8 protein-coding genes and 1 pseudogene are annotated in these 8,256 nt (G+C 40.0%); 8 read left to right on the top strand and 1 reads right to left on the bottom strand.

What is annotated here, in order from left to right; translation table 11 throughout:
• Nucleotides 1–110: 110 nt before the first annotated feature.
• Nucleotides 111–1,511: pseudogene (gene cysS, locus SD31_RS21230) on the top strand (cysteine--tRNA ligase); the annotation flags it as partial.
• A 24-nt stretch (nt 1,512–1,535) separates the two neighbouring features.
• A complete protein-coding gene (locus SD31_RS07750; protein ID WP_039053714.1) occupies nt 1,536–2,405 on the top strand; it encodes a nuclear transport factor 2 family protein in 870 nt (289 codons plus the stop codon).
• Nucleotides 2,406–2,488: 83 nt separating this feature from the next.
• Here the strand turns inward: SD31_RS07750 and SD31_RS07745 are convergent, their stop codons facing one another.
• Nucleotides 2,489–3,844, bottom strand: a complete 1,356-nt coding sequence (locus SD31_RS07745) for a peptidylprolyl isomerase (RefSeq protein ID WP_197053601.1) — start codon at nt 3,842–3,844, stop codon at nt 2,489–2,491.
• 215 nt (nt 3,845–4,059) lie between these two features.
• Here SD31_RS07745 and SD31_RS07740 point away from each other — a divergent pair, with 215 nt between their 5' ends.
• The 6 genes from SD31_RS07740 to SD31_RS07720 form a co-directional block, all read left to right on the top strand.
• The gene (locus SD31_RS07740; protein WP_197053600.1) at nt 4,060–4,983 is read left to right on the top strand and encodes a lactonase family protein; all 924 of its coding nucleotides are present in this window, start codon (nt 4,060–4,062) and stop codon (nt 4,981–4,983) included.
• Nucleotides 4,946–5,110, top strand: coding sequence for a beta-propeller fold lactonase family protein (locus SD31_RS21225; RefSeq protein ID WP_197053599.1), 165 nt, complete (start codon nt 4,946–4,948; stop codon nt 5,108–5,110). Before SD31_RS07740 ends, SD31_RS21225 begins: the two co-directional genes overlap by 38 nt.
• Nucleotides 5,111–5,213: 103 nt before the next feature.
• Nucleotides 5,214–5,720, top strand: coding sequence for an RNA polymerase sigma factor (locus SD31_RS07735; protein WP_052258770.1), 507 nt, complete (start codon nt 5,214–5,216; stop codon nt 5,718–5,720).
• A 49-nt stretch (nt 5,721–5,769) separates the two neighbouring features.
• On the top strand, nt 5,770–6,930 hold the full coding sequence (locus SD31_RS07730) for a FecR family protein (protein ID WP_039053712.1): 1,161 nt from the start codon (nt 5,770–5,772) through the stop codon (nt 6,928–6,930).
• Between the two features lie 265 nt (nt 6,931–7,195).
• A complete protein-coding gene (locus tag SD31_RS07725; RefSeq protein WP_197053598.1) occupies nt 7,196–7,501 on the top strand; it encodes an STN domain-containing protein in 306 nt (101 codons plus the stop codon).
• The coding region (locus tag SD31_RS07720; RefSeq protein ID WP_039053710.1) for a TonB-dependent receptor plug domain-containing protein at nt 7,485–8,256 on the top strand (772 nt) is incomplete at its 3' end. The genes SD31_RS07725 and SD31_RS07720, both read left to right, overlap by 17 nt.

Here is an 8,256-nt window from a genome sequence, read left to right as displayed (position 1 = left end):
CAACAATAATTTAGTAGTTTACAATACAACTTCACCGTTAACGAAAGAAAAATTAGTAACCTAACGTACAATTCCCAAACAATTAGGTGGGGATGGTTCAATGATGTGTGGGTCCCACTGTTTATAGTGGATGTACATCCTTGGAAACTGTTGAAGAACTTTTTGTTTTCGTTTGATTTGATATTCAGGTATCTTCGTCATCTGGGATATAAGGTACGTTATGTGCGTAACATCACCGATGCAGGACACTTAGAGGGAGATAATGATGAGGGCGACGACAAATTTGCCAAAAAGGCAAAAGTGGACATCGAATGGMGAAGGTTGGAAGGCTATGGAGATCGTGCAGAAGTACACCATAGGATTCCATGATGTGTTGCGCCTTTTCAATACCTTACCACCAAGTATAGAGCCTACTGCTACGGGACACATCATCGAACAGATAGAGATGGTGAAGCAGATCATTGCCAACGGCTATGCCTATGAGGTAAACGGTACCGTGTATTTTGATGTAGAGAAATACACTAAAGAGCACAACTATACTATTCTTACCAATCGCAATCTGGAAGAACTCCTCAACAATACACGTGAGCTTGGCGGGCAGGATGAGAAGAGAGGACGACTGGATTTTGCGTTGTGGATCAAGGCTAAGCCGGAGCATATCATGCGTTGGCCTTCACCATGGAGTGTAGGTTTTCCGGGGTGGCATATTGAATGTTCGGCGATGAGTCGTAAATATTTAGGTGACCAGTTTGATATTCATGGCGGTGGTATGGACCTTGCCGCCACACATCATACTAATGAGATCGCTCAGTCGCAAGCATGTAACCACACTACGCCGGCCAAATACTGGATGCATACTAATATGCTTACCGTAAATGGGGCCCGTATGTCTAAGTCCGCCGGAAATGGCTTCCTGCCAAGAGAGCTTTTCACCGGAGATCATCCTCTGCTGAAGAAAGGTTACTCACCGATGGCTGTACGCTTTTTCATGCTGCAGGCCCATTACAGAAGCACGTTAGACTTCTCCAACGAGGCGTTGGATGCCGCTGAGAAGGGTTACAGACGACTGATGAATGCTATAGCTTTGCTGGATAAGATAGTGCCTGCAAAACAGTCTAACATAGATATAAATCTTGAAGAGCTCAGAACACGCTGCTATGCCGCCATGGATGATTGATTTTAACTCTCCTGTACTGATTGCGGAACTGTTTGAAGTGGTACGATTAATCAATTCCATTTATGATGGTAAACAGCAGGCTGATGAAAATACATTGAACAGCATTAAACAGTTGATGAATGATTTCGTGTTCGATATTCTTGGGTTGCGTGACGACCAGTTAGGGGCGGATAGCGAAAGTGTGGAAAAACTCATGGACTTAATTATCAAACTGCGAAACGAAGCAAAACAAAATAAAGATTACGCCACTTCAGATAGAATACGTAACGAGCTGGCGGCAATAGGAATTCAGTTAAAGGATAGCAAAGAAGGGACGATTTGGAATAAGATTTGATTAGAAGATAGCAAACGGAATTAAATGGAGTATTCAACTATTCTAAAACATGTATCTCTTGCTTGCGGCTTGTTGGTTTCACAAGTCACTTTCGCACAGCTACCTGAAAAGGTTGGGGGGCTTATCATGGCCGACCGTGCTGCAGCAACCCTATCTAAAACACAATCGCCACATGCAGCATTGCTATCTATTATAGATAAAACGTCGACATTCTATGTCCCTTCAGCGGTAAATGCATATAATTATCTTAACAACCGCCCGAACTTGGCAGATGTGATGACTTGGGAGCCTAATTTCGCCATAGTCTCCAAAAGTCTGGATTTCGGAGTAACTTCGGGAAGCATGCAGTTCCAGAAGGTGGGGGCTGTCAAACGTAATGGTCAGTACCTTATCGTCTGGAAAAGAGGCAAAAAAGGAGAATGGAAAGTGGACTTGCGTGCAGAAGTAGAAAACTATGGAAAACATAAGCCTAAGGAACTGTATTTCCACGAACCTGACAACTCAAATTATCTGAAGCATCGTTCGGAAGCAAGGCTTAAACAGCGTGAGGATATTGTCATGTCTACGGACAAGCTCATGGGTACGGTGACAAAGTCTGATACCGAAGCTGCTTATCGCGAATTCCTCGCCGATGAGGTGCGATTCTACTACCCTTGGCAAGCCGAAATCGAAGGAAAAAACAATGTGTTGAACTTTATCAAAAAGCAACGCATAGATATCGTTACCGAGCCTGTAACCGTAGGGAGAGCCTACAGTGGCGAATTTGCTTATTCTCAAGGAATGGCAACGGTTTACACTAAGGATAAAGCCTTAAAATTTAATTATATCCGCATCTGGGAATTGAAAGAAGATTATCAATGGCGTATTATCTTAGAAATGCTGTTTGAAAGATAAGATATCACGTCGACCAATAGCATAAAAAAGGGCTTGAAATTTTCAAAGCCCTTTTTCGTTGTATAGGAGTTACAGTTTGAGTATTAATTGTCTTTCATCGGTTTTGTCCAGATCTTCAGCTCATCACAGGATAGGAAGTCAGGATTGATATCGATATAGGTGGTTTCCCTACGACTTTCAAACCATTTGTTCAACGTTCTGTTGACTTTATCTTGGCGTGCCGCCTCTTTAATTTTGGCGAAATCCTGTTCCAAGCTAGCCTTATGAGGAGGAATTCTAGAGCGTAGGTAATAGATACGGTAGGATTGTTCACCTAATCTTTTGTCTGTGTATAGCACAGGCTCAGAGATCTCTCCTTCTTTTAGTTTGTCTATGGCATTGAAGACAGCAACATCGTCGAGCTGATCCATAGGTATCAGCGTTGAACGATCTTCGTTGGTTACAATCCCGCCATTGTATTTTGTGTTTTGGTCATCCGAATAGATGGATGCTGCCTGATTGAAGGTAAGTTTCTTTGTCTTAATAAGGTTAGCAATACTGTCTATTTTGGCCTTTGCTCTGTTCAACGACTCGTATGTAGGTTGTTTTTTGATCAATACATGTCGAACATTGACTTCTTCACCACGTCTCTCTAAGACCTGTAAGAAGTGAAATCCGAACTGTGTTTCAAAGACAGGAGATATTTCTCCTTTTTTCAGGCGGAAAGCCTGTGCGGAGAATTCTTTCACCCATGTTTCACGTGTTCCGAAACCTAGTTCACCTCCATGTGGTGATGATCCCGGATCTTCAGAATACAGACGGGCTATAGTGCCGAAGTCGGATCCGTTGAGTACCTGCTGGCGATAAGTTTCGGCTCTTTTTCTAAACTGTTCTTTCTCCTCTTTAGTCAATACAGGGTTGATGACAAGCTGTGCATACTCAATTTCGGTATTGAAGTAAGGAAGACTGTCCGGATTTAGACTGTTGAAATAGCGTTTCACCTCTTCCGGTGTTACGTCCACTTTTGAGATGATCTGCTGTTGCATCTTATTGCCTCGCATCTGTTCGGCCACCATAGGACGCATCTCCTCCTTGTGCTGAAGAATAGAACGGTTGAGGAACTCTTCCAGACGTTCCTTACCTCCTGCACGTTGTATCATGGTGCGGATACGGTAGTTCAGCTGGTCGTCTATCTCACTTTCCGAAACTTCTATGGAGTCTATGGCTGCCTGTTGTGCTAAAAGCTTCTGTGTCAATAACTGTTGAAGGATATAACACTTCACTTTGTCGTCAGGCTTGTTGCCATAAGCAAGATACTGGGTGTATTCTATTTCTAAGTCAGACTGTAAAATATGCGCATTGCCTACAGTAGCAATGACGCGATCCACCAACTTCTCCTGTGCCGATAATGTATTAAGGTATGCAGTAAGAATAAACAGTATTCCTAAAAATTTTTTCATCAACTTATCTGTCAAATTTATGGTACAAAAATAATCAGAATAATTCATAAAAGCATTATTTTTCAACGAATAATGCAGTCAGATAATTTTTGCGGTATGAATGTTGTACGCATTCACCAGCTAATATAATGTTTTGCTTTAACCTAATTAGGCATTTAACGATTTTTAACGAGTTTATGAAAACCATAGCCAATTTTTTCGTATTGTTATCCCTAATGTTAGGGGGATCACCTTATGCTACCTATGCGCAGCATACCAAAATGTATGTAGGAACCTATACGTCTAATAGCGATAGCAAAGGCGTTTATATTTTCGATTTCGATGAAAAGACGGGACAAGCCATTCTGTCTTCTACCATAGTGATGAGTAATCCTTCCTTTCTGGCAAGGAAGGGTAACATTCTTTACGCGGTTAATGAGGATACACAAGGTCAGCTAAGTGCCTATGATTTGGAAAAAGGAATTTTGCTAAACCAATATAGTACAGAAGGTATGCATCCCTGTCATGTGGCTTTAAGTCCGGTCATTCCGGTTGCTGTCGTTTCCAACTATTCCAGCGGTTCTTTGTGTCTTTATTCATTGAATGAAGATGGAAGTATAGCACACATGGATGACTTCCTTCAGTTTAAAGGCTCCGGACCGGACAAGAAAAGACAAGAAGGCCCACATATCCACTCTGCCTTTTTCACAAAGGATGGAAGTGAAGTATATGTGTCGGACTTGGGGACGGACAAGATTTATGTGTTTTCGATAGAACAGAGAGATGGAAAATATAAGTTTGTCAAAAGGCATGAAATACCGACTAAGGCCGGTGGAGGGCCTCGTCATCTGGCCTTTTCCAAAGACCAGCAAACTTTTTATAGCATCTTGGAATTGACAGGGGAGGTGCAGGTCTTCCGAAAATCTGCAAACGAATGGAAGTCTGTTCAGATTCTGCCCTTGTATAGTCCAGGCTTTGATGGAGAGCATGGCGGTGCTGACATCAAAATAACTGAAGACGGTAGCTATGTACTGGCAACCAATCGCGGTACAGCCAATGTGCTTTGTATATATGAAATATTGAAAGACGGTAAGCTCAAAAAACGTACAGATTACTTCCGTTTTGGGGGACTCACCTCGGAATTTGAATGTTTCTCCTAGTAGCAATCATGTTTTTATCACCAATCAAAATACCAATAATCTGATTATTTTACCTTTTCAGCAAGGGAAAGTCGGAGAAAAACTACAAGAAATCGAAATTCCAAAGCCTGTATGTGTAATTTTTTAGTGCTTTTCGCCGGATTTTTGCCTAATTTTATAATGAAATTGTGACACAAGAATATTATATGGCTGCGGAATGTCCTCTACACGAGAAAAAGTAAAGGTTTTGTTTGAATTATATTAATAAAAACTTATGCTACTTTGCTTACACCTTAATCGGTGATAAGAATCTGGCAGAGGATTTTGTGCAAGATGCATTCATCGCTTTATACAAAAATTACGGCACGGTAGTACAAGAGGAGAAGGTTCTAAAATCGTTTTTGTATTCTTCGGTACGTAATAGTATATATAACTGGCATAGACGAAATAATATTGAAAGGAAATATCATGAGAAGGAACCTTTCAACGAGTTAGTAGAAATAGATTTTGATAACGCACTGATTAAGGCGGAAGCGCTCTCTCAGATTAATGCTATGATTAATCAGCTGCCTGATGCATGCCAGCAGATTTTTCGTATGCATTATTTAGAAGAAATGTCCTTAAAAGAAATAGCCGAAACGCTTCAGGTGAGCATCAATACCGTAAAAACCCAAAAATTGAGAGGACTTCGTTTCCTTAAATCCAAGCTAAACCCTGAGTTGTTTTTCTTCTTGCTCTGGATATACCTTTCAAAATAATTTGAAATTTTTGTCACCCTTTTCTAACCTTAATGTTTCTAACTATTGAATGAAACAAAATCATAGCCGTATAGCTAAAGCTATAGCCAACTATATCAAGGGGACATATACCGCAGAAGAGAAAAAATTTTTGGAAGAGTGGAAGAACGAAGATGTGAAAAATCAGACTTTGTTCGAGCAGCTTGCTTCTTCTGAAAATTTAACGAAAGAACTGCTGTCATATAATAGCTTTGACTCAGACAAGGCATGGCATCGCTTTGAATCTTCTCTTACGGGAAAAATCCGAAAATTTTCTATCAGCAAATGGTGGTACGCAGCAGCATGTGTGATTATTTTGTTGTCGTCTCTCACCTTTTATTTTTATAAAAGCTATCGGTCCGAAATCAGAGAGCAGGAGGTTGCCGTCTTGGTGGAGGGTAAAATTCTTAAAGATGCAGTAGGTGAAATACTGCCTGCAACCACGGGAGCTATCATCATCACTTCTTCGGGAGAAAAGGTATCCCTAGATGATTCCTTCAAAATCAACCTCAAGGGAGAGATAGTGTCGGGACAGGATAGTGCCGTAGCCGCTCCTGTTCTGGCCGAAGAATCCGATTATTATGAGCTTATCGTTCCTAAAGCGAAGATTATACAGTTTACCATGTTTGATGGAACAAAAGTGTGGGTGAATGCTAACTCCCGCCTGAAAATTCCTACAAATATGGCTAATAACGAACGTAAGATTGTGCTGCTGTCCGGAGAGGTATATCTTGAAGTAGCCAAATATAAGGATAGTAAATTCTATGTCGAATGTGAAAGCGGGACAGTGGAAGTATTGGGAACAAAGTTCAACGTATATGCTTATGGCAACAGGTTCAAAACAACCCTTGTCGAAGGAAGCGTAAAATTGAAAAATGCTAACCAAGAAAAAATAATTTCTCCTAACACTGCAGGGATTTGGTATGAAAATGAGTTTGTGGTCTCCAAGGCTAACCTAGATGCAGATCTGGCGTGGAAAAACAATATTTTCTATTTCAACAACTATTCAATTCAGCGTATTGCCAGACAAATTGAAGACTGGTATGGCGTGAAAGTAATTATAGGAGAAGAAGTGGCAAAGTCAAGAAGCACCTATTCAGGAGAACTGAGAAGGGATGTGCGCTGCGGGAAGTCCGCAAAATGTTGGAATACATTTCCGGGTTGGATGTCAAAATCATCGGCGAACAGCTGAACATCCAATAGATGGGATAATAATGAACCCAGCCAATTTGTTTTTTATTAATAACTATTAAAAGAATTATTAACCTTAAAATGATGGAATTAATGAAAAAAAACTCTACCTGACCCCTATTAGTACTTTTTTTGAGTTATTAACTTAATTTTTACTAACTAATTAACCTGATAATTATATGAAAAGCAATTCAATACGAGAGAGGAATTTAATATTCGTTAATCTCAAAAAAACTGTGATCCATATGAAGATCTGCTTTTTCATTATGTTGGCAAGTTTGCAATTTGTATTTGCGAACTCTTTAGCTCAACATATTACGCTTAATCTTAGAAATGCTAGGCTTGAGGATGTCTTTAAATCTATTGCTGACCAGAGCCAATATAAATTTTTATACAATGATGATGTATTGGCCAAGGCTCCTAGAATTTCTATGACTGTTACTAACAAACCTTTGGAAGAAGTCCTTAATAGGGTTGTTGCTAGAAATGGATTAGCTTATAAAATTATGGCTAATACCATACTTGTGAGTGTGCCTTCTTTCGAAGTTTCTAAAAATGAAAGAACAAAGTAAAGTTTCTGGAACTGTAGTAGATGATAAAGGTACGCCATTAAGTAACGCTTCGGTAATTGTTATTGGAACTTCCTCTGCAACAATGACGGACAAAGATGGGAAATTCCAAATTCAAGCCAATGTTGGGAATACATTGGAGGTTCGACATATTGGTTTCAAAACAGCTAGAGTGAATATTTCTTCTTTAACGAATATGCGTATCTCATTAATTCCAGAAGAGGCCAGTATAGAAGAAGTGCAGGTTGTAGCAACCGGGTATCAAACTATTGATCGAAAATTATTTACTGGGGCCACTACTAATATAAAAGCACAAGATGCTGAACGGGCAGGTATCCAAGATATTTCTAGAATGCTCGAGGGCCAAGCAGCGGGAGTATCGGTTCAAAATGTTTCAGGAACATTTGGAGCAGCACCCAAAATTAGGGTTAGAGGAGCTACTTCAATTACAGGAGATAATAAACCTCTTTGGGTTATTGATGGAGTTATATTGGATGAAGCAGTGAATATTTCTAATGAGGCATTATCGACAGGGGATGCAAACACTTTGTTGGGGTCATCTGTAGCAGGATTAAATCCAGATGATATAGAAGAGTTTACAATACTAAAGGATGCGGCGGCTACCGCTATGTATGGTGCAGCAGCTATGAATGGTGTGGTAATTAAAGTTAAAAACAAAAAGAGGATCGTAAAATACAGAAGGTTGTTATTAATTTTAAAATTTAATTCATTGGAAATTATTCAACGTAATATAAAAC

The sequence above is a fragment of the Sphingobacterium sp. T2 genome, assembly GCF_000814685.1.
GTDB lineage: Bacteria > Bacteroidota > Bacteroidia > Sphingobacteriales > Sphingobacteriaceae > Sphingobacterium > Sphingobacterium thermophilum.
This window is presented reverse-complemented; position numbering and strand designations above follow the sequence as displayed.